Genomic DNA, 18320 nt, shown 5'->3' with positions numbered 1-18320 from the left:
TGCTTAAAGTGGATGCAAGTTAGGGATTATTTCTCGTTATTTTTTCTGCGTCTGCGGGCGGCTGCTACTATAATTACCCCTGTAGTGGCACCCACCGCCGCCGGTACTATTGAGGTTGGTGATGATTTTTCTTCTTTTGGTTTTTGCTCTGCTTTTTGTGCAATAGCTGCTGTAGTACAAAGTAGTGTAAAAAGGCTTAGCGTAAATAGTTTTTTCACTGAAGGTTGACTTAGATAATTAATAAATACGGAGCAGTTTCCTGCTCCGCATAAAAGTATAAAATATTTTATTCTCTGGTAGGAGTGTAGCCCTAACCGGAAAATTATTTTGTTTTAAGCGAGTTCATTATTTCCTTAGCCACAGGAGTCCAGTTGGTTATATCTTTTTTAGTGCAGTTAAAAGAGCAAATGAGCAGCTTGCCATTAAGATCTGTAATAAAAATAAGGTTGTAAATTTGGGTATCCATTGCCGGGGTCACTAATTCTATATACGCCACTTTTTTACCGTTAATGGTTTTCAGTCCGCTGTCTTTCCAGTCGGCAGTGGGGTGCATGCTTTTAAAACTTTTTACAAAGCTGTCCTTAAGGCTTGGCATCATTTGTTGGTTTGCCTGGTTATTTGTAAGGTTTACTGTTACGTTTATACTTCCTGGTTCGTTAGTGTATACCAGGCTGGCCTGCTTTGAGACGGGTATTTTACTTTTATCATCTCTTCAGGCATTATTGTAAAATCCTTCGGTATTTTTAGCTGCACCTTATTGTTAAGCAGCGATTTTAGTTCTAAATCTACAGGAGTGGTAAATGCAGAGGTGATTACAATTGTAAAAATAATCAGGCCGATTGTTTTGATGCTTTTCATGGTTTTGGGTTGTATGTTTTTTGTTTGTGAGGTGTCTTAATTTAGGAAGAACTCAATAGGTTTTTTATAGTCATTAAACAAAGCGTCTAACTCGGCAAGGAATTCCTGGTATTCTTTTGGGGTTATGACTTCGTTTGCCTTTAGAGAATTCAGGCTGTTTAATTGTAGCTCGTATGAGAGGTTTTTGGTAATGCGTAAATAAGTTTCCCGTAGATATCTTTGTCGCTGGTTAAATAATTCTTCAATAAATTCATCTACTTCAACTTTACTGGGTTTTTTGATGTTAATGAAGATATTACTGTTGTTATGGATGCGTAACCGCCATACTTCTTCTTTATAAAGGAAATGAAATATACAGGTAGCTACCATAAATCCTGCAAGTATCATCCATATATAGGGAATTACATCTTTTTCATTTCGTACTGTAAATGCGATTAAACTGCTTAATGTGAAAGCGCCTATTAGTACTTTAATGTCTTTAATTTCAGAAGTAAATGGTGTGATATGGGCAGTAATATCTTCATAAGGTATACTAACACCCATTTCTTTTCCAAATCTGTTAATATGGATTACAACTTTAGTTTCCTCTATTATGATTTTCCGTTTAATAAAAACGGTGTTTTGGTTTAGCTCCCGAATCATTTTCAGTTGGTTTATATTGCGGTCTCCCAAATTTATAAAATATTTCCTTCAATAGCATGAGTGAAGCTCCAACCTTAAACTTTAAACCTCAAACAAACTACAACTTACTCTTCAAATACTCTCCTGTAATGGATTTAGGGTTCTTAGCCACTTCTTCCGGTGAGCCAAAAGCAATCAGGTGCCCGCCGTTTTCGCCACCCTCAGGGCCTATGTCTATAATATAATCAGCACACTTAATCAGGTCTAAGTTATGCTCTATCACTATGATAGAGTGGCCTTTATCCAACAGGGCATCAAAGCTGGCCAGCAATTTTTTAATATCGTGGAAGTGCAGCCCGGTAGTAGGCTCGTCAAATACAAACAAAGCTTTTTCTTTAGTAGCACCTTTAACCAGAAACGATGCCAGTTTAATACGCTGCGCCTCACCACCCGAAAGGGTAGAGGAGCTTTGCCCCAGCTGTACATAGCCAAGTCCCACATCCTGAAGCGGTTGTAGCTTGGTCATTATCTTGGTTTGCTTATGTTCCCCAAAGAACGCCACGGCATCGTCTATGGTCATGGTCAGGATGTCGTCTATGTTCTTATCCTGAAACATAATTTCAAGGATTTCCTTTTTAAAACGCTTACCACCACAGGTTTCGCACACCAGGTGTACGTCTGCCATAAACTGCATTTCTATGGTTACTTCACCATCTCCTTTACACGTTTCGCAACGGCCGCCATCTACGTTAAACGAAAAATGCTTGCTTTGGTAGCCACGTGCCTGTGCCAGTTTTTGTTTGGCAAACAGGTCGCGTATATCGTCGTAAGCTTTAATGTACGTAACCGGGTTAGAGCGAGAACTACGACCTATAGGGTTTTGGTCTACGTATTCAATATGCTTAATGTGGCCGTAACTGCCACGCAGTTCGGTAAACTGTCCGGCTTTTTCGCCCACGCCTTCCAGTTCTTTTTGCAAGGCAGGGAAGAGGATCTTTTTTACCAGTGTACTCTTTCCACTACCTGATACCCCGGTAATTACCGTAAGGCAATCCAGCGGGAAGGTAACATCTATGCTTTTCAGGTTGTTTTCGCGTGCGCCCACCACATCAATATGGTTTTTAAACTTACGGCGTTTTTTTGGTACCGAAATTTCAAGTTCGCCGTTGAGGTATTTAGCGGTAAGGGAATCGCTTTTTAGTATTTCGTCAAACGTTCCCTGGGCTACCAGCTGGCCGCCGTGTGTACCTGCTTCCGGCCCGATGTCAATAATCATATCGGCCATTTTCATGATGTCCTCGTCGTGCTCTACTACGATAACGGTATTGCCAAGGTCACGCAGGCCTTCCAGTACCTTAATAAGACGTTCGGTGTCTTTTGGATGCAGGCCAATAGAAGGCTCATCCAGTATGTACATACTACCTACCAAGCTACTGCCTAATGATGTTGCAAGGTTAATGCGCTGGCTTTCCCCACCCGAAAGCGTATTAGAACGGCGGTTTAGGGTAAGGTAATCCAGCCCCACTTCCTGCAAAAAGCGCAAGCGATTATTAATCTCTATTAATAGTCTTTTGGCTACTTTGGCATCGTATTCATTTAGTTCCAGCTTGTTAAAGAACTCAACCAGGTTCTTAATTGGCTGGTCTACCAGGTCGGTAATGGTGCTGCCGCCCACTTTTACGTAATTGGCTTCCGGGCGCAGGCGTTTGCCTTTACAGTCAGGGCATTTTGTTTTGCCGCGGTAACGGCTCAGCATTACGCGGTTTTGTATCTTGTAGTTCTTCTCCTCAAGCTCGGCAAAGAAGTCATTCAATCCTGTAAAGTATTGGTTACCGTGCCAAACCAGCAGACGGTCTTTCTCACTAAGCTGGTAGTAGGGCTTATGCACGGGAAAGTTGAACTTATGGCTGTTGTTTACCAGCTGGTCGCGGTACCAGCCCATGCTTTCGCCCCTCCACGGGAAGATGGCGTTTTCGTATATAGAAAGCGCAGTGTTTGGAATCACCAAATCTTCGTCGATACCAATGATGCTGCCGTAACCTTCACAAGAAGGGCAGGCACCATACGGGTTGTTAAAGCTGAACAGATGCACGTTTGGCTCTACGAACGTTACGCCGTCCAACTCAAAGTTGCTGCTAAACGGCAGGCGGTTACCTGTGCTTACATCCTGAAGGAATGCTTCGCCTTTACCTTCGTAAAACGCTGTCTGTATAGCATCGGCAAGGCGGTTGTAAAATTCTTCCTCGTGCTTTACCACAATACGGTCTACCACGAGCAGCACCTCTTTATTGGTAAGGTCTGTACCGGCAAGTTCGTCAAGCCTGAGGGTTTCTCCATCTACCAAAATACGCGCAAAACCCTGCTGTAGCAGTACGCCCAGCTTTTCCTCTATGGTACGGCCTTTCTCGGTATGCACGGGCGCAAGGAGCAGCCAGCGCGTACCTTCTTCAAAGCCCTTAACTGCGTTTACAATATCGGTCACCGTGTGCTTCTTCACCTCACGTCCCGATACGGGTGAGTAGGTGCGGCCCACACGTGCAAACAGCAGCTTCAGGTAGTCGTATATTTCGGTACTGGTGCCCACGGTACTGCGGGCATTGGTAGTATTTACTTTTTGCTCTATGGCTATGGCAGGGGCTATGCCCTTAATGTACTCTACTTTTGGCTTATCAAGACGACCCAAAAACTGGCGCGCGTAAGACGACAGGCTCTCCACATAGCGGCGCTGCCCCTCGGCATACAGCGTATCAAACGCCAGACTCGACTTACCTGAACCCGAAAGCCCGGTTACCACCACCAGCTTATTACGTGGAATGGCTACGTCTATGTTCTTCAGGTTGTGTAGCCCTGCGCCTTTTATCAGTATGTTTTTCTTTGGTTCTAACTTCGAAAAATCAGTCTTTATCATGATGCAAAAGTAATGTACAAAGATACGGGTTTTGAGGGAGATTTTTGTTAAGGGATGAAGAAGTTCCCCAGGTTTTAAAATACAAATATTACTTTGTAAAAAGGATCATAACATTTGTAACCGTTAGAAGTATTAAATTTGGAAAGCTTGAAATAAAATGTCCAATACCTGCTATATGCTGCGTCATTAGGGTATAACATTAAAAAAATATATCATGAAACAGTTTATGCTTATTTTCAGGAACGATTTTAAATCGGAATTTCAGCAATCTCCGGAACAAATGCAACAGGTAATGACACAGTGGATAGACTGGCTTGCCGGTATTACTGCCGAAGGCAAAATGGCCGATAACGGAAACAGACTGGGAAGCACCGGAAAAACCGTAAGAAATGAGCTTGTAACCGATGGGCCTTTTACAGAGATTAAAGAGATAGTAGGAGGCTATATAATTGTTCATGGCAATGAGGTTGGCGAAGCAGTGCTGATTGCACAAAAATGCCCGATACTTAGCTTAGGGGGAAGCGTAGAAGTGCGAAATGTAGTGGATATTAACGGTAATGCCTGATGCAAGGTAAAGGCGTAAATATTATTCCGGGATTATTCAGAACAGAGTACGGCAAAATATTAGCCACACTCTGTTCCCGTTTTTCACAGGTGGAGCTTGAGGTTCTTGAAGATGTGCTTTCTGATACTTTTTTTAAGGCAATGCAGGTATGGCCACACATGGGAGTGCCTAAAAAACCTCAGGCATGGCTGTATACAGTTTCTAAAAATGCGGTATTAAGCTACCTGCGCAGTAAAAAGACAACTGATGTACCACAGCATTTGGGGCAGGATGCAGATGAACCTGACTTTACCAAGGCTGAAATGGACGACAGTCAGTTAAAAATGATTTTGGCTGTATGCAGTACAGATATTGGGGACAAAGCTAAAATAGCTCTGGTGCTTAATGTTTTGTGCGGATTCAGCCCGCAAGAAATTGCCGCCGCATTATTAACCGAAAGAGATACTGTTTATAAAAATCTTCAACGGTCTAAAGCCGCTTTAAAAGATAGTTTAGTATTATCTGAATATATCTGTAGTGCTGAAAATATGGACGTGGTTTTACATATATTGTATTTGCTGTTTAATGAGGGCTACCGCACTGCGGTGTCTGATACCGTGGTAAAACATGAACTTTGTTTTGAAGCCATGCAGCTTTTGTATTTCCTGTTACAATATCCGGAAGTAGCCAATAATAAGTCAAATGCGTTAATGGCTCTTATGTGCTATCAGGCTTCACGAATTGATGCCCGGCTAAAAGACGACCGGCAGCTATTATATCATAAGCAGGATGTTTCACTATGGAACGGTGAATTAATACAAAAAGGGGATTATTATTTACAGAAGTGTATAGGTAATACATTTGCCGAACGCTATACCATTGAGGCGTCTATAGCATACTGGCATGCCCACCCCGAAGTTGATCCTGAAAAATGGGAGTATATTTTAAAGCTTTATGCTTTACTGATACCGATAAATCAGTCGCCGGTTGTGGTGCTTAATTATGTTTACGCTTATTCAAAAGTATACGATAGTAAGAGTGCCTTAAAAATACTGTATGCATCACAAGTACCTCAAGATCATTACTATTATACACTTGCAGGGGTGCTCCTTAAAGAAGATAATCCTCAGGAAGCTATAAAGTGTTTTCAGGCAGCGCTTGTTACTGCCCGGGATAAACAGGTTATAGAGGGGTATATTAATGAAATTTTGTATGATTGATATTTTCCTGAAATTGGAGATTCGGCGACTCAAAAACAAAAAAGATGTAAGTGATTAGGAGTTAAAGGAGGCGCTAATAAAACTATATTTACAATATGAACCATCTTATACAATCTTCCCTTTTAGGGCTTGCCGAAGGTGATGCCCTTGAAGTGTTTTTTATATTTTAAAGCATAAAAAAAATACCCATTGAAAATATGTTTTTCTCAATGGGTATTTAGTTTCTTTTAAGCCTCAGATGTTGGCTCTATTGCGGGAGTGTCATTATTGTCTGACTCCTCTTCTTTTTTCCTGCCTCTCATTCGTCTCCACAGAGCGGTGAAAAATCCGCCAACAGCTATGGCAATTACTTTCCCAAATTTCGCAATTACTGCAAAGAAGCCCACTTTGGCTAATACTTTACCGGCTACAAGTCCACCTATGGTCCATGCTGCAACCTGGTCTACCGATGGGTCGAAATCAGAGTATTTATAACCGTCATTAAACGTTACAATGTTAAGTACGTTATGTATGTCTTTTTTTACCAGTGGTAATTCCTGCATAGACGAAATGGCGTTTAATACCAGTACACCTTTTCGGCCAAGAATCCTTACGTTGTAGTTAAGGGTGTGTAGTTTGTCGTTTCCAAACTGTATATCTTTAGCCCAGTGAAGTATTTTGTGCTCTTTGTCATAAAAAGGACTCGAAGCCCAACCCACAAGTTGTATTGGGTCATAACCCTGCTTGGTGCGCTCTTTGTTTTCTTCTTCAGTGTCTTTTTGCATTTCTGCAAGCAGGTCGTCATAGTTTATATCGTCTGCATCATCATCTTTTACATAGCCTATTTCGTCGTACTGAATATTAAAAACATAGCCATGTTCATCAAGTATACCTTGTTTTTCGGGCAGTATCATACCTAATGAAATGTCTTCGCTGTCCGGGTTTCCCCAAATATCTACAATAACATATTTAGATTGTTCGGGGTTCAGGTATTTAAAACCTTCCGGTACTGTGATTTCTCCAATACCGTTTTTTAGCTGAACTTTACCATGCTGGTACTTAAATGTGTTTTCTATAGAGTCTATTACCGCCTGGTTATCGTTTTGGGCGTGTAAAATCGTGGTAAATACAGTAACCATTAAGGCACTGAATAGCAGTCTCATTTTCATAGTTCGTTGATTTCTGTTAAAGGGGCCAAATATATACATTAGGTTTTTTTTAACAAATTTTTTTAAGTTACCGAAAGAATAAAAAATCATGCCCGGTAATAAATTTTTATTTTTACACATAATGGAAGTAATTATAAACACACAAATAACCCTTGAACGCATACCCGGTAAGGGCGGGTGGACGTACGCGCGTATACCCGGCATTCAAAAGGAAGACGGAGCGGCATTTGGTATGGTACGGGTTAAGGGCAGTATAGACGGTTACGAAATTGATACCTGCAGCATTATGCCTATGGGCAACGGAGGGCATTTTTTGCCGGTAAAGGCCGAGATACGCAAAGCCATTAAAAAGGAGGAGGGCGACTCCGTACACATCATACTCTACAAAGACGATGAGCCTTATAAAGTGCCTGCCGAATTGCAGCTAAGGCTGGAAGAGGAGGGCGTATACAAAAACTTCCTGAAACACAAGCAGTGGGAACAGCGCATGTGTGCCAAATGGATATTCTCGGCTAAACGTACCGAAACAGTAAACGAACGTATTATTAAAACAATATTGAGGCTAAAGCGGAACGAGAAGATTATTTAAGAGTTGTGCCAAAAGCGTAGTACTATACCGTTGTAACCCGAAATTTCGGCAGTTGTATGGGGCCTTAACAAATATTATTGCCTTTTTATTGTTAAAATTTTCTCTGACACTTGTTTTTTATGATTTAATTATATTATATTTGGCTCAACATTAATTCTTAATTAACAAGTAGCCTATAGCATACAATTACTTTTTAGAAAAAACCCGTAAGGTTAGAAACCAAAAATTAAAAACGCTAAAAAGTATCGCTATGGCTAATGTTGTAATCCCTGACGCTGTTCTGGTAACAAATTACATAGGTGGAGATGAAAATGCTCTATCTGTATTAATTAACAGGCACCAATCGAAGATTTACGGTTTTATCTACTCTAAAGTATCTGATAGGGATATCGCTGATGATATCTTTCAGGACACTTTTATAAAAGTGATAAAAACGCTGAAAAGTAACTCCTACAACGAAGAAGGTAAATTTTTGCCATGGGTAATGCGCATTTCGCACAACCTTATTGTGGACCATTTCCGCCGCAACAAAAAAATGCCGATGCAACGTGATACTGAAGAGTTTTCAATTTTCTCTATCATGACCGATAACAGCCCTAACGTGGAAACCCGCATTATAGGCGAACAGGTAGAAAACGACCTGCAGCGCATTATAGAGGAGCTTCCGGCAGACCAGAAAGAGGTGCTGTTAATGCGTATATACCAGGATCTTAGCTTTAAAGAAATAGCTGATCTTACAGGTGTAAGCATCAACACAGCGCTGGGACGTATGCGCTACGCGCTGATGAACCTACGTAAGGTAATTGAAAAAAATAATATTATTTTGACCAATTAGGCAATATAAGAGGGAGTCTTGCGTTCTATTGTTGTAAAGATAACAAATACGCAACTTAGCATGGCAAAACTCTACTCTGAACAAAAACCGGCAACACAGGTTATGCTGCCTAAAACTGAAACAATCGAATTTCTGCTGAACTATTCTAAAGCGCTTTCTTTTGTAAAGACTGAGAATGGTACCTTCGAAAATATTGCTAATTAATTTTTCCTTAAGCCTCCCGTGATTTATTTTCGGGAGGCTTTTTTGTAATATTCTTCGAGCACTGATTTACGGCCTATGGTGGCCGTAATAATATCTTTGTCCAGCTTCCAGCCACGTGCCGGGCTGTACTCTCTTCCGTACCATATTATTTGCAGGTGCAGGTCGTTCCAGCGGTTGCGTGGAAACAGCTTTTTTGCATCCTTTTCGGTTTGTACCACATTTTTCCCGTCGCTCAGTCCCCAGCGGTACATCAGGCGGTGTATGTGCGTATCTACTGGAAATGCAGGTACGCCAAACGCCTGACTCATTACCACACTTGCCGTTTTATGGCCCACACCGGGCAGTTCCTCAAGTTCTTCAAAGCTTTGGGGTACTTCACCGTTGTGTTTTTCCAGTAAAATTTCGCTTAATCCGTGTATTGCCTTAGCTTTAGCAGGTGACAGGCCTACGGGTTTTATAATTTCGCGTATCTCATCTATATCCAGCTTTACCATCATTTTTGGGTTGTCTGCCCTTTCAAATAACAGTGGCGTTATCAGGTTTACGCGTACATCGGTACTCTGTGCACTCATCAGTACGGCAATAAGAAGGGTATACGGGTCTTTATGATCCAGCGGTATGGGAATATTAGGATAAAGTTCATCCAGCGTTTTTATTATGAAAGCGGCCTTTTCTGCTTTGGTCATTTTTCGGTAAATTTGTACACAAATATAAGCCTAAATGACTACACTTAACAAAGGAGATAAAGCGCCTGCCTTTACTGGCGTTGACCAAAACAATAATACCCACACACTTGCCGATTATATAGGAAAAAAACTGGTGGTATTCTTTTATCCTAAAGCCGATACCCCCGGTTGTACAGCTGAAGCGTGCGACCTGCGTGATAACTATCACCGTTTTGAAGCACAGGGGTATGCACTGCTGGGTGTAAGTGCCGATCCGGTAAAGAAACAAGCTAAATTTGCCGATAAATACAAGCTGCCTTTTCCGTTGCTGGCCGATGAAGACCATAGTATACTGAATGCCTTTGGGGTATGGGGACCAAAGAAGTTTATGGGACGCGAATTTGACGGCATACACCGCACTACATTTGTAATAAATGAAGAGGGAATTATTGATGAGGTTATAACTACCGTGAAAACTAAAGAACATACTGCGCAGATACTGGGAGAGTAATTGATAATTACTTAAATGGTGTTAAACTATTGTTTTTTCAGTAGTGTTTTTAGTTATTTTTGAAAGCCAACTTTAGCGACCGAAGAGATGGATATTTATAATGAAGTGAGAAAAATATGGGATATAATACCTACTTCCCAGCAGGCTGTAAATACTGAGTTAAGAGAAGTCCTATACAAAAAGCTTGTTAGTATCTTTCAGGTGGGCACTAACTTTAACTACATTGTTAATGTGCGTAAGCCTTCTATTGAATACATGAGCCCAGAGTTTACACAGGTTTTGGGCTATGATAATGTAGATGTTGACCTTTCTTTCTTCATTAGTATCCTGCATCCCGAAGATGCTCCTTTTTTTGTTAATTTTGAAGCTGAAGCAGAACGTTTTTTTAGTGAAAAAACAAATGACGAATTGTTTAACTACAAAGTGCAATACGATCTTCGGTTTAAACATCTTAATGGTAATTATGTTAGGATACTGCACCAGTACATTATAGTGCAGCATGATGCTGATAACGTACTTACCCTTGCTGTAGATACAGATATTACCCACCTTAAAAGCAGCGGCAACCCGCAGTTGTCTTTCATTGGGCTTAATGGAGCACCTTCTTATTATAATTTAGATATTAAGAGGATTGCCGTTCAGGCGGTTTCTATGTTTACCAAAAGAGAAAAAGAAGTGTTAGCTGCCCTGGCTGAAGGATTGAGCAGTATTGCGGTAGCCGAAAGACTTCATATAAGCCGGCATACTGTAGATGTGCACCGAAAAAGCCTGTTGCGCAAGGCCGAAGTACATTCTACTTTTGATTTAATTCAAAAGGCGCAAAAAAACGGTTGGGTATAATTGTAGGTAATCGTTTGTTTTGACTGATATTACACATCAAGGTCAAACATCTTACGCAGGGCATCCAATGCCGGGTTTATAGCCTTAAGCTTCTCGTATTTTTCTTCGGGGGTAAAGGCATGACGCGATGAAACTTCTTCGTTTACATGGGTTTCTATTACCACATCGTGGTTGTGCAGCTTACCGCGCAGGTAGCCCAGTAGTTCCAACTTATCCCCGTCAAACTGTGCCTTACTGCCCTCATTTGGCAATTCCAGCCTGATGGTAAAACCGTCAGGGGCTAGCACCGGGTCGTTAATCTGCATGTATGTAGCCATGATTTTTTTACCACTGTCGTTAAGACGTTGGGCAAATTTATTCCACAGCAGCTTCATATCAGTTTCGCTAAACGATTGTTTTGGCAGTTCTTCCGCGCGCCTTTGTATGTTCTTCTGGTTTTCCTGAAGTTCTCGTTTTTTAACAATACTCGAAAGTGAAAAAGCGTTAACCCTCGGGCTACCATCATCCAGTGGTTTTTGTACCACAGGAGGTTTTACCACTACGGGCTCTGCTACATCAAGTTGGGTAGGAGGTAAAGGTGTTATTCCGACAGGTTTTTCGGCTACTGCTTCTGCTACTACAGGAGCCACCACAGGCATTTCAGCAGGTTGCGGAACCGCTATTTTTGGGTTGTATTGTTCAAAGTAATGTGCGGGTATTATAAACCCATCAACTTTTTTTTTTCTCCATCAAAGGTGATGGAGGCCAGTTGCATAAGACACAGTTCTACCAGCAGGCGCTGATTTTGGCTGGCCTTGTAGCGCAGGTCGCACTCATTAGCTATGTCTATTCCTTGTAACAAAAATGCCTGGCTGGCCTTTTGGCTTTGGGCGCGGTACAGGTTTTGGGCTACTTCACCGGCTTCAAGCAGGGTAAGGGTTGCCGGGTTTTGGCATACCAAAAGGTCTCGGAAATGCGAGGCAAGGCCGGCTACAAAGTGGTGCCCGTCAAAGCCTTTAGCCAAAACTTCGTTGTATAATAGTAATAAATCGGGTATACGGTTTTCCAGTATCAGGTCGGTTACCTTAATGTAGTACTCATAGTCCAGTACGTTCAGGTTTTCGGTAACGGCCACACGGGTAAGGTTGGTTCCGCAATAGCTCACCACCCTGTCAAATATAGATAGGGCATCGCGCATGGCGCCATCAGCCTTTTGGGCTATAATGTGTAGTGCATCATCTTCTGCTGTTATACCCTGGCTGCGTGCTACCTCGGCAAGGTGTTCCTTGGCATCCTTTACGGTAATACGCTTAAAATCGAATATCTGGCAGCGCGACAGTATGGTAGGGATAATCTTGTGCTTTTCGGTAGTAGCCAGGATGAAGATGGCATGACGCGGCGGTTCTTCCAGCGTTTTCAGGAACGCGTTAAACGCCGCCTGAGACAGCATGTGTACCTCGTCTATAATATACACCTTGTACTTACCGGTTTGTGGCGGTATGCGTACTTGGTCTATAAGGCTACGAATGTCGTCTACCGAGTTGTTACTGGCAGCATCGAGCTCAAACACGTTAAAGGCAAAATCCTCGCTCGGATCGTCATAACCCTCCTGGTTAATTTTGCGTGCCAGGATACGTGCACAGGTGGTTTTACCCACACCACGCGGCCCTGTAAATAACAATGCCTGTGCTAAGTGGTTGTTTTCTATGGCATTCAGCAGCGTATTAGTAATAGCCTGCTGCCCCACAACATCCTTAAAGGTTTGCGGGCGGTATTTACGAGCTGATACAATGAATTGTTCCATAGAATGGCAAAGATACTCAGATTATCGGATTGTTGGATTCTTAGATTGTTAGATTTTTGAAAGAATTATCCACAATAGTTCATTTACCACGAAGAGCACAAAGTTTTCTCACAATGTACACAAGTCAGGCAAGAATATTGGGCTTGTTCCAAACTACTAAGTACACAAGGTTTTACGCGCCTGCTTTGTGTCCGTCATCCTGTGTAACAGGATTAAAATCTTTATGAAGATTTTTTTAGGGACTTTCTTTGTGTTCCCTCGTGGAAAAACTTTGTGTGCTTAGTGGTAAAATTTTTTGCATTAAATCAGGGCTAATTACGTATCACCTTATGGGCGATGCCATTAACCTCTACCAGGTACATGCCTTTTGGCAATGCCTGCATGTTTATGGTTGCGGCGTTTTGGTTTAACTCATAATGATTAACCTGTTGCCCCATTGTTGAATAAATGTTGATTGAAAGTGTAGCTAATGTAGTGGTAATGTTTATTACTTCTGTTGCAGGATTAGGATAAATGGAAACAACATTGTTAGAAATTTCCTCTATTCCCGCTGTGGTAGTGCAATAGTCTATTCTAGGATTATCATCGGCGTTATTACACGGAAACTCATAGTAGCTTTGTAAGTGCAAAGGGTAAGGATTAGAAAAACTTTGTAACGGAGTCATTTCGCCGGGCATGGTTACCTGCGCGGTGCTTCCGTGTCCCAGAGCTACATCCTTACCCGCTGTATTCCCATTAAAGGCATAATCTGCCAACGCATCTATAAAACGGTAATAGGCATAATAATCAAGAGCATCAAAGGCTGTAGCCGTATTCGGCAGGCTGTGGGTGGCCTCGTAGTTATACCCATTTACAGTACTGGATGATACCAATACATAATCCTTTTCTGCCGCACTTACATTCAGGTGGTTAAATACATCAATGGCCATACGGTGGTCGTTTGTACTATCGTCTGCAAATACTTCAATAAGTACTTTTGTGTTGTCTGGGTAGTTGTCCAGTAGGCTATTATCGGCAAAATATGAGTACCACTGGGCCAATGCATAGATAAAGCGCCCGTTGGTTCCCCAGCCATCATTAGTAAACAGTTCCTGAGCAATGGCAAACGAAGCTCCGCCGCCAAACGAGTGCCCCATAAAGCCCACCTTGTCGGTACTGATAATGTTAGGGTAGTCCTGCGCTGCCTTACGGAAACCGGCTTTCAGGTTGTCATAGCGCTGTTGTATGGTAGTGGTTGCCAGGGTTTGGTAAGGCACATACACTATGGCGTAGCCTTTTTTGGCAACAAATTCCAGCATGCCTATAATGTTTTCGGGGTCGTTACCGCCGTAAGCATGGCTGTAAAATATAGTGGGTACCGGGGTGCTAATATCGCCGGGGTGGTAAATGTTTATGGTATGCCCGGCGAAGTTTACATTGGCAAACGTTTCCACGGCTACCGTGTGGCTGCCGTCGCTGCCGTAACCCGTAGCGGGAATAGCGTAATTCGGGTCGGCGTACTGCGCAAAGGCAATTTGGCTTAAAGCCAAAGCAAGAAGGTAAAAATATTTCTTCATTATTGGGATGTGTGTTTCTGTGGAATAAGCTTTTTTACAAGCAGAGGCAGGGTAAGTCCCTGGCCTAACAACGTAAATAATACGGTGGCTACAGAAATGTAGATGATTTCGTTTCGCATAGGGAAGGGGCTGCCATCGGCAAGGGTTGTAGGTAAACCTATCGCTACAGCCAGTGAAACGATGCCACGCATGCCACTCCAGCTGATGATGAGGCTATTGCGTGAATCAATCAACATGTCCTCCTTTACCCGTTTATGGTTGCGCCCGAAGGCTTTTTGCAGGTTCACTTTTTGCATGTATACCCTAAGCATCCGGATGAGCAGCGCCACTACGGTAATTAGTAGAGCGTAAATGGTATATGATGTAACATTGGCTGCGGGTATGTTTTCTAACACATAAGGTAATTGCATGCCAATAAGTATAAAAATGAGTCCGTTCAGCATAAAGATGATGATTTCCCAAATGTGTTTCGACTGGTTTTTTAGCCTGTCCGGGAAAAACTTATTACTGATGAATGATATGCCGAAACCGAATGTTACCACGGCTATTACGCCAGATACGTGCAGTTCTTCGGCTATAAGGTAGACCACAAAGGGCATAAGCAGCAGGAAGCTTACCATAGCCACACTGTTTCCTTTCATAAACTTGAGCAGGAACGAAAGACGCGACATAACAAAGCCGACAAGAAAACCGCCTCCTAAGAGCTTTAAAAACTCAAATGAGGCATCTAAAAATACAAATGCACTGCCTGTAACAGCTGCTACTGCAAAGCGGTAGGCTACCAGCGCCGAGGCATCATTTATAAGGCTTTCTCCCTCTAAAATCACGGTGGTTTTGTGCGATAGCCCTAAGCCTTTTGTAATACCCATAGCGGCTACTGCATCGGTTGCCGATAGTATAGAACCCAATACAAACGCCAGCGGCCAGGTCATGCCCGGTATAAGGTAGCGTGCCACAACGGCTATGCCCAGTGTGGTAAGGAATACCAAGGTTATAGCCAACGTGCTTATGGTATTAATGTGCATTTTAAAATCTTTAAACGATATATTAAATGCGGCATCGTACAATAGCGGTGGCAGGAAGATAAGGAAAATGATTTCAGGATTTAACTCTATTGCGGGCATGGATGGTGTAAAGCCTATGGCTATGCCTGCAATAATAAGCAGTATGGGGTAGGGGAACCTTGTTTTATCGGCTACTGCCGAAAGGCATATCATTACGGCAAGTATAAGTAGTACTACGGTGTAGTTTTCCATTGGCTGCTTAATGTTTTAGGCTATCAGTCGACACAGGTGCTTTTAGCTTTTCGGAGGAAAGCCTTTTTGGCTTTTTGTAATTCCGGAACATTTGGCTCCTTTGTTAAACTTTGTGCTTCCTTGGTGTGCTTTGTGGTAAAATTTCACGCAAAGCCGCCAAGTCGCTAAGATGTGTGTGATAGCTTGTGGTGTAAAAATACAAATATAACCTTTAGCGGTAAGATTATTCGTAGTGAAAGTGCCATTTTGCGGTATGAATAGGCTTATGCTACAACCTTTGCTATATCTTCGGTGCAAAGCAGTTCCAGCAGGGCTTGTTCCTGCTTGTTAAAGGTGTTTTCTGCGTTTCCGTCATTGGTACAATAGTTCCAGATAGAACCCTTTTCATAAGCGGCAATCACCGTAGGGTGCACGTAGTATTTTTTACACACGGTGCGGGTATTACCCAGTTTTTTCGCAACGGAATCCAGTACAACTACAATTTTCTTTTTGCAGTCCGTTATCCCTGTATGTTCACCAATTTCCTGAAAAGCACACAGTGCATTAAGGCTGCCGGCCCACGAACGGAAGTCTTTTGCCGTAAAATCCTCTCCGGTTATTTGCTTAATGTATTGGTTTATATCAGATGAACCAATACTATGGTGTTCACCATTATTATCATAATACTGAAAAAGTTGTTGCCCAGGTATATCCTGACATTTTTTTACCAGGCGTGCCATGCGGCGGCTTTGTAGTTTTATTTTGTGCTTCACACCTTTTTTACCTACAAATTCAAACCATACAGTATCTCCCTGAAACTTAGCGTGCCGGTCGCGCAGGGTGGTTAACCCAAATGAACCGTACAACTTCTTGTAAGCATCATTACCTATACGGATGTTTGTCAACTCTATTAGCTTTACCACCAGTGCTACTACCTTTTCGTAGGGCAATCCATGGCGTGCCAGGTCTTTTTCTACCTGTGCTCGAATGAGAGGCAGGGCGTTGGCAAAATTCCGCATGCGGTAAAACTTGCTTTGGTTGCGTATGCGGTTCCACTCGGGGTGGTAGCGGTACTGCTTGCGGCCTTTAGCATCTATGCCTGTAACCTGCAGGTGACCGTTTTCATGAGGTGAAATCCATACGTTTTGCCATGCCGGCGGAATTACAAGTTGCTTTATACGTGCCAAAACTTCTTTATCGCGCACCGTTGTTCCGTTTTCATCCACATACATAAAGCCGTTTCCCCAGCGCTTCCTGTAATACCCTTTGTGGGTGTCCAATGAATAACGCAGGCCAACGGCTTTGGCTGTAATTTTAGGGTCGCGCCCTATTTTATCGAGCTTTTTCTGAAAACGGTTCATGGTTTAGTGTGTTGCCATCCTTCCCTGTATGCTCATATCCAGCAGTATTTTGGCTGCCTTTTTTTCGGTATACGCTCCCGGGCTTACTACATATACACCTTTTTCACCGCTTTTAATGCTTATGCCGTATACGGTGGCTTCATCTCCGGGGTCGCTTTCACCCTCATAGCGGTAAATGTGTTCTATGGTTACATCTTCTTTTTTAATACGGTCTTCCTCCAGGTTAAAATCTGTAGTATACCCTTTTTCTGCCAGTTCCTGCAATGCTTTGGAAACAGTGGCGTAATGATACATTTGACTGTCCATGATATTATGTTTTTAAGTTAGATTGCTTATTTATAATAAAGTTAGATATTACCTTAATGCACCACAGCCAATGGAGTGTTAAGGGAATGTTTTAGAAGTCATAAAAGTATATGAGTCATAAAGTCTAAAGTCGAAGGTCTTAAAGTTCGCTCTGTATAGACTTACGTCCCTTTCGACTTTCGACATTTGACTTTCGACTAAAAAGCGTACTTTTGCCCACGAAAGCAGGCGGCCTTATCGCTTCCGCAATGGCGGAGGAGGAAAGTCCGGACACCACAGGGCAGCATAGCGGGTAACGCCCGTCACTTTCCGTTTCGGCGGAAGGGAGGACAAGTGCAACAGAAAGTATGTACAGGTAATGCTGTAGTGAAACCAGGTAAACTCTATGCGGTGAAATGCCATGTACACCGGTTATATGTAGGGCGGCTCGCCCGATGCCGGGGGGTAGGCAGATAGATGGTAACAGTAATGTTGCTGCCAGATAAATGATAAGGGTTCCGTTAAGGAGCACAGAATCCGGCTTACAAGCCTGCTTTTAATTTTTTAACTTCCGGCCATGAAAAAGCTATCCCAATTATTTACAATTGCTATTTTCTTTACTGGTTTAATTGCTTCGGCTCAGGTACAGCATACCGACCCGCTGTATGCCCAAATGATACAGATGGACAGCCAACTTTTTGAGCAAGGATTTAATAACTGCAACTATAAAGTATTGGAAGACATACTGGCACCCGACCTGGAGTTTTATCACGACCAGGGTGGTGTGCAAAACAAAAAAGAATTTATAGAGGCTACCCGTAAAAACATTTGCGGGTCTGCTTACGGAAAAATAACCCGCATGCCTGTAAACGGGAGTATTGAGGTATTTCCGATGTATAAAAATGGTGTTTTGTATGGTGTGTATGTAACCGGAACCCATGAGTTTTTTATACAACCTACGGGCAAAGCAAGACAGAAAACCGGCGTGGCGCGATTTTCATGCCTGTGGCTTTTAAACGATAATAAGCAATGGATACTTAAAAGGGTAATAAGCTACGACCATAAGGCTACCGAGTAAATGACAAAAGTGTTTATTCAGTAAATAAATCGTATAGCTAAAAAGAGGATGTTGAAACCGTTTCAATATCCTCTTTTTG

The 18320-nt window shown here is 42.4% G+C and carries 21 protein-coding genes and 1 other RNA gene; 9 read left to right on the top strand and 13 right to left on the bottom strand.

Going from position 1 to position 18320, the window contains the following annotated elements; all coding sequences use genetic code 11:
- Positions 1-26 precede the first annotated feature (26 nt).
- From ACLI1A_RS05075 to uvrA, 5 genes are all read right to left on the bottom strand, one after another.
- Positions 27-218 (bottom strand): hypothetical protein, encoded by a 192-nt coding sequence (locus tag ACLI1A_RS05075; protein WP_411406763.1) that lies wholly within the window; start codon positions 216-218, stop codon positions 27-29.
- Positions 219-322: 104 nt separating this feature from the next.
- Entirely contained in the window at positions 323-598 is a 276-nt protein-coding gene (locus ACLI1A_RS05070) for a hypothetical protein (protein WP_411406761.1), read from the bottom strand.
- A 41-nt stretch (positions 599-639) separates the two neighbouring features.
- Positions 640-858 (bottom strand): hypothetical protein, encoded by a 219-nt coding sequence (locus ACLI1A_RS05065; protein ID WP_411406759.1) that lies wholly within the window; start codon positions 856-858, stop codon positions 640-642.
- Between the two features lie 36 nt (positions 859-894).
- A complete protein-coding gene (locus ACLI1A_RS05060; RefSeq protein WP_411406757.1) occupies positions 895-1500 on the bottom strand; it encodes a hypothetical protein in 606 nt (201 codons plus the stop codon).
- 97 nt (positions 1501-1597) lie between these two features.
- Entirely contained in the window at positions 1598-4387 is a 2790-nt protein-coding gene (gene uvrA / locus ACLI1A_RS05055; protein ID WP_411406755.1) for an excinuclease ABC subunit UvrA, read from the bottom strand.
- A gap of 214 nt (positions 4388-4601) precedes the next feature.
- Between uvrA and ACLI1A_RS05050 the strand changes: the two genes are divergently transcribed.
- Together ACLI1A_RS05050 and ACLI1A_RS05045 are read left to right on the top strand one after the other, a co-directional pair.
- The gene (locus tag ACLI1A_RS05050) at positions 4602-4952 is read left to right on the top strand and encodes a YciI family protein (RefSeq protein WP_411406753.1); all 351 of its coding nucleotides are present in this window, start codon (positions 4602-4604) and stop codon (positions 4950-4952) included.
- On the top strand, positions 4952-6151 hold the full coding sequence (locus ACLI1A_RS05045) for an RNA polymerase sigma factor (protein WP_411406751.1): 1200 nt from the start codon (positions 4952-4954) through the stop codon (positions 6149-6151). Before ACLI1A_RS05050 ends, ACLI1A_RS05045 begins: the two co-directional genes overlap by 1 nt.
- A 227-nt stretch (positions 6152-6378) precedes the next feature.
- Here ACLI1A_RS05045 and ACLI1A_RS05040 read toward each other — a convergent pair whose 3' ends face one another.
- Positions 6379-7299 carry a DUF2167 domain-containing protein gene (locus tag ACLI1A_RS05040; protein ID WP_411406749.1) on the bottom strand — a complete coding sequence of 307 codons (921 nt, stop codon included), beginning with the start codon at positions 7297-7299 and terminating at the stop codon, positions 6379-6381.
- Between the two features lie 121 nt (positions 7300-7420).
- On the opposite strand from ACLI1A_RS05040, the gene ACLI1A_RS05035 reads away from it, so the two are divergent.
- From ACLI1A_RS05035 to ACLI1A_RS05025, 3 genes are all read left to right on the top strand, one after another.
- Positions 7421-7888 (top strand): DUF1905 domain-containing protein, encoded by a 468-nt coding sequence (locus tag ACLI1A_RS05035; protein ID WP_411406747.1) that lies wholly within the window; start codon positions 7421-7423, stop codon positions 7886-7888.
- A 250-nt stretch (positions 7889-8138) separates the two neighbouring features.
- A complete protein-coding gene (locus tag ACLI1A_RS05030; protein ID WP_411406745.1) occupies positions 8139-8723 on the top strand; it encodes an RNA polymerase sigma factor in 585 nt (194 codons plus the stop codon).
- Positions 8724-8783: 60 nt separating this feature from the next.
- Positions 8784-8927 (top strand): hypothetical protein, encoded by a 144-nt coding sequence (locus tag ACLI1A_RS05025; protein WP_411406743.1) that lies wholly within the window; start codon positions 8784-8786, stop codon positions 8925-8927.
- Between the two features lie 23 nt (positions 8928-8950).
- Here ACLI1A_RS05025 and ACLI1A_RS05020 read toward each other — a convergent pair whose 3' ends face one another.
- Positions 8951-9613 carry an endonuclease III domain-containing protein gene (locus ACLI1A_RS05020; RefSeq protein ID WP_411406741.1) on the bottom strand — a complete coding sequence of 221 codons (663 nt, stop codon included), beginning with the start codon at positions 9611-9613 and terminating at the stop codon, positions 8951-8953.
- A gap of 34 nt (positions 9614-9647) precedes the next feature.
- Here ACLI1A_RS05020 and bcp point away from each other — a divergent pair, with 34 nt between their 5' ends.
- Both bcp and ACLI1A_RS05010 read left to right on the top strand, forming a co-directional pair.
- Positions 9648-10103: a thioredoxin-dependent thiol peroxidase gene (gene bcp / locus ACLI1A_RS05015; RefSeq protein ID WP_411406739.1), complete on the top strand. Its 456-nt coding sequence runs from the start codon at positions 9648-9650 to the stop codon at positions 10101-10103.
- 87 nt (positions 10104-10190) lie between these two features.
- Complete coding sequence (locus ACLI1A_RS05010; RefSeq protein WP_411406737.1) at positions 10191-10943, top strand: LuxR C-terminal-related transcriptional regulator; 753 nt, start codon at positions 10191-10193, stop codon at positions 10941-10943.
- 29 nt (positions 10944-10972) lie between these two features.
- Here ACLI1A_RS05010 and ACLI1A_RS05005 read toward each other — a convergent pair whose 3' ends face one another.
- The 6 genes from ACLI1A_RS05005 to ACLI1A_RS04980 form a co-directional block, all read right to left on the bottom strand.
- Positions 10973-11581 carry a DNA polymerase III subunit gamma/tau gene (locus ACLI1A_RS05005; protein WP_411406735.1) on the bottom strand — a complete coding sequence of 203 codons (609 nt, stop codon included), beginning with the start codon at positions 11579-11581 and terminating at the stop codon, positions 10973-10975.
- Positions 11582-11640: 59 nt separating this feature from the next.
- The gene (gene dnaX / locus ACLI1A_RS05000; protein ID WP_411406733.1) at positions 11641-12726 is read right to left on the bottom strand and encodes a DNA polymerase III subunit gamma/tau; all 1086 of its coding nucleotides are present in this window, start codon (positions 12724-12726) and stop codon (positions 11641-11643) included.
- A 311-nt stretch (positions 12727-13037) separates the two neighbouring features.
- Positions 13038-14282, bottom strand: a complete 1245-nt coding sequence (locus tag ACLI1A_RS04995) for a T9SS type A sorting domain-containing protein (RefSeq protein ID WP_411406731.1) — start codon at positions 14280-14282, stop codon at positions 13038-13040.
- Positions 14282-15538, bottom strand: a complete 1257-nt coding sequence (locus tag ACLI1A_RS04990) for a Na+/H+ antiporter (protein WP_411406729.1) — start codon at positions 15536-15538, stop codon at positions 14282-14284. Before ACLI1A_RS04990 ends, ACLI1A_RS04995 begins: the two co-directional genes overlap by 1 nt.
- Before the next feature lie 263 nt (positions 15539-15801).
- A complete protein-coding gene (locus tag ACLI1A_RS04985; protein ID WP_411406727.1) occupies positions 15802-16878 on the bottom strand; it encodes a DNA topoisomerase IB in 1077 nt (358 codons plus the stop codon).
- A gap of 3 nt (positions 16879-16881) precedes the next feature.
- Positions 16882-17184, bottom strand: coding sequence for a hypothetical protein (locus ACLI1A_RS04980; RefSeq protein ID WP_411406725.1), 303 nt, complete (start codon positions 17182-17184; stop codon positions 16882-16884).
- Positions 17185-17405: 221 nt separating this feature from the next.
- Here ACLI1A_RS04980 and rnpB point away from each other — a divergent pair.
- Both rnpB and ACLI1A_RS04970 read left to right on the top strand, forming a co-directional pair.
- An RNA gene (rnpB, locus tag ACLI1A_RS04975) (RNase P RNA component class A) lies at positions 17406-17724 on the top strand.
- Positions 17725-17740: 16 nt separating this feature from the next.
- Positions 17741-18241, top strand: a complete 501-nt coding sequence (locus ACLI1A_RS04970) for a nuclear transport factor 2 family protein (protein ID WP_411406723.1) — start codon at positions 17741-17743, stop codon at positions 18239-18241.
- Positions 18242-18320 lie beyond the last annotated feature (79 nt).

Origin of the sequence: Flavobacterium sp. RHBU_3 (assembly GCF_046613565.1) — a bacterium.
In the GTDB taxonomy this organism is placed as follows: domain Bacteria; phylum Bacteroidota; class Bacteroidia; order Flavobacteriales; family Flavobacteriaceae; genus Flavobacterium.
This window is presented reverse-complemented; position numbering and strand designations above follow the sequence as displayed.

What these genes read in the sequence shown, in the direction of transcription:
- ACLI1A_RS05030 (WP_411406745.1), top strand. Translation starts at nt 8,139, where the DNA reads ATGGCTAATGTTGTAATCCCTGACGCTGTTCTGGTAACAAATTACATA.
- ACLI1A_RS04980 (WP_411406725.1), bottom strand. Translation starts at nt 17,184, where the DNA reads ATGGACAGTCAAATGTATCATTACGCCACTGTTTCCAAAGCATTGCAG.
- ACLI1A_RS04985 (WP_411406727.1), bottom strand. Translation starts at nt 16,878, where the DNA reads ATGAACCGTTTTCAGAAAAAGCTCGATAAAATAGGGCGCGACCCTAAA.
- uvrA (WP_411406755.1), bottom strand. Translation starts at nt 4,387, where the DNA reads ATGATAAAGACTGATTTTTCGAAGTTAGAACCAAAGAAAAACATACTG.
- ACLI1A_RS05060 (WP_411406757.1), bottom strand. Translation starts at nt 1,500, where the DNA reads ATGATTCGGGAGCTAAACCAAAACACCGTTTTTATTAAACGGAAAATC.
- bcp (WP_411406739.1), top strand. Translation starts at nt 9,648, where the DNA reads ATGACTACACTTAACAAAGGAGATAAAGCGCCTGCCTTTACTGGCGTT.
- ACLI1A_RS05065 (WP_411406759.1), bottom strand. Translation starts at nt 858, where the DNA reads ATGAAAAGCATCAAAACAATCGGCCTGATTATTTTTACAATTGTAATC.
- ACLI1A_RS05035 (WP_411406747.1), top strand. Translation starts at nt 7,421, where the DNA reads ATGGAAGTAATTATAAACACACAAATAACCCTTGAACGCATACCCGGT.
- ACLI1A_RS05045 (WP_411406751.1), top strand. Translation starts at nt 4,952, where the DNA reads ATGCAAGGTAAAGGCGTAAATATTATTCCGGGATTATTCAGAACAGAG.
- ACLI1A_RS05010 (WP_411406737.1), top strand. Translation starts at nt 10,191, where the DNA reads ATGGATATTTATAATGAAGTGAGAAAAATATGGGATATAATACCTACT.
- ACLI1A_RS04970 (WP_411406723.1), top strand. Translation starts at nt 17,741, where the DNA reads ATGAAAAAGCTATCCCAATTATTTACAATTGCTATTTTCTTTACTGGT.
- ACLI1A_RS05040 (WP_411406749.1), bottom strand. Translation starts at nt 7,299, where the DNA reads ATGAAAATGAGACTGCTATTCAGTGCCTTAATGGTTACTGTATTTACC.
- ACLI1A_RS04990 (WP_411406729.1), bottom strand. Translation starts at nt 15,538, where the DNA reads ATGGAAAACTACACCGTAGTACTACTTATACTTGCCGTAATGATATGC.
- ACLI1A_RS04995 (WP_411406731.1), bottom strand. Translation starts at nt 14,282, where the DNA reads ATGAAGAAATATTTTTACCTTCTTGCTTTGGCTTTAAGCCAAATTGCC.
- ACLI1A_RS05020 (WP_411406741.1), bottom strand. Translation starts at nt 9,613, where the DNA reads ATGACCAAAGCAGAAAAGGCCGCTTTCATAATAAAAACGCTGGATGAA.
- dnaX (WP_411406733.1), bottom strand. Translation starts at nt 12,726, where the DNA reads ATGGAACAATTCATTGTATCAGCTCGTAAATACCGCCCGCAAACCTTT.
- ACLI1A_RS05025 (WP_411406743.1), top strand. Translation starts at nt 8,784, where the DNA reads ATGGCAAAACTCTACTCTGAACAAAAACCGGCAACACAGGTTATGCTG.
- ACLI1A_RS05070 (WP_411406761.1), bottom strand. Translation starts at nt 598, where the DNA reads ATGATGCCAAGCCTTAAGGACAGCTTTGTAAAAAGTTTTAAAAGCATG.
- ACLI1A_RS05005 (WP_411406735.1), bottom strand. Translation starts at nt 11,581, where the DNA reads ATGCCTGTGGTGGCTCCTGTAGTAGCAGAAGCAGTAGCCGAAAAACCT.
- ACLI1A_RS05050 (WP_411406753.1), top strand. Translation starts at nt 4,602, where the DNA reads ATGAAACAGTTTATGCTTATTTTCAGGAACGATTTTAAATCGGAATTT.